Source organism: Mesorhizobium sp. M2E.F.Ca.ET.219.01.1.1, from assembly GCF_004016445.2.
GTDB lineage: Bacteria > Pseudomonadota > Alphaproteobacteria > Rhizobiales > Rhizobiaceae > Mesorhizobium.
This window is the reverse complement of the sequence record NZ_SADT02000197.1, coordinates 1-308: the sequence shown is the minus strand read 5'-3', so window position 1 is coordinate 308 and position 308 is coordinate 1. Positions and strand designations below refer to the sequence as shown.

At 60.1% G+C, this 308-nt stretch carries 1 pseudogene; it reads left to right on the top strand.

Features of this window, described 5'->3' with window-relative positions:
• Positions 1-196, top strand: a pseudogene (locus EN862_RS35505) (hypothetical protein); the annotation flags it as partial.
• Between the last annotated feature and the right edge of the window lie 112 nt (positions 197-308).

The window sequence follows — 308 nt, the reverse complement described above, 5'->3', positions numbered from 1 at the left end:
GCTCTATGAACTCGAGGTGCAGCGCCTTCAGATGGAGCTAAAGCTGTTGAAGATGGGCGTCAATGTCGACGGCTGCACGACCGCGAGCGTGGCCGCAAGCGCTCCCGCCACCGCTGCCGCATCACCTGGATGGGCCAACGAAGGCTGGAGCATCAGAGGCACAACCGGCAATGACAGGAAAAAGAAGAAGAAATAGTCGACCGCTGCTGGCGATGTCCTTGCTTGCCGCCTTCCCTCTCCCGGCGCAAGCGGCGATCGTCGGCACCTGCACTATAGTGATCGGTGCCTCGGGAACGATGAAATCGAAC